The organism is Streptomyces sp. WAC04114 (genome assembly GCF_019733245.1).
Lineage (GTDB): Bacteria > Actinomycetota > Actinomycetes > Streptomycetales > Streptomycetaceae > Streptomyces > Streptomyces massasporeus_A.
The window spans coordinates 1-1068 of record NZ_JAIGQA010000380.1 but is presented as its reverse complement, the minus strand read 5'-3'; the positions used below and the strand labels follow the sequence as shown (position 1 = coordinate 1068).

1 protein-coding gene is annotated in these 1068 nt (G+C 78.2%); it reads left to right on the top strand.

Annotation, left to right across the window (positions count from 1 at the left end; translation table 11 throughout):
* Positions 1 to 1068 (top strand): PucR family transcriptional regulator ligand-binding domain-containing protein (locus K4G64_RS39315; protein ID WP_260461586.1); only part of this gene is annotated, 1068 nt, incomplete at both ends.

Here is a 1068-nt window from a genome sequence, read left to right as displayed (position 1 = left end):
CACCCCGCCCGTCCCGCTGACCGCGCTGCTGGGCCGCGAGGACCTGGGCCTGCGGCAGATCGCGGGGCCGTCCGCGGAGGGCGTCGTCGTCCACTGGGTGCACACCTCGGAGATGGCGGACCCCTATCCGTATCTGCTGGGCGGTGAGCTGCTGCTCAGCGCCGGTGTCCACATCCCGGCGGCGGCGGGCCCGGGGACCTCGTACTTCGACGACTACGTCTCCCGGATCGTGGCCGCGGGCGGCGCCGCCCTCGGCTTCGGGGTGGCACCGGTGCACGACACGGTGCCCGAGGGGCTGGTCGAGGCCTGCGCCTCGCACGGCCTGCCGCTGCTGGAGGTGCCGCCCCGCACCACCTTCTCGGGCGTGGCCCGCGCGGTCTGGCAGCTGATGGCCCGGGCCCGCCTCGCCGAACTCCGCCGCGTCACCGAGGCCCAGCAGAGCCTCGCCACCGCCGCGTCCCGCCCCGACCCGGTCCCGTCGGTGCTCCGGCAGCTGGCGGGGCGACTGGGCGGCTGGGCGGTGCTGTACGGGCCGGAGGGGACGGAGATCGCGGCGGCGGGGCGAGAACCCGGGGACGAGACGCGGGGGGCGCTGACGCGGCTCGCGCAGGTGGTACGTCCTGCCGACGGCCCCGGTGAGCGCCCCGCCCCCTCCTCCGCCACCGACACCGCCGGCGGGCTGCATCTCGCCGCCTACGCCCTGGGCGCCGGGCACGGGTTCGTGCTCGGGGTCGCCGCGCCGCAGCGGACCGCCGGTGACCACACCGTCGCCTCCGTCGCGGCCGTTCTGCTGTCGCTGCTCACCGGCGAGCAGCAGAGCGGCACCGGGGCCGCCCGTTCCGCCGCGCTGGTGCGGATGCTGCTGGGCGTCTCCCCCGAGGAGGTCGCGCCGCTGCTCGGCGACGGGCCGTGGGTCGTCGTGCGGGCCCGGCCGGACGGGGACGGCGCCCCCGACCCCGTCGCGGCCTCGGCACTCGGCGCCGCGCTGGGATCGGCGCTGGTCGACCCGGCGGGGGACGTCGTACGGGTCCTGGTCCCGGCCGGCCGGGACCAGGACCCGTACGACGT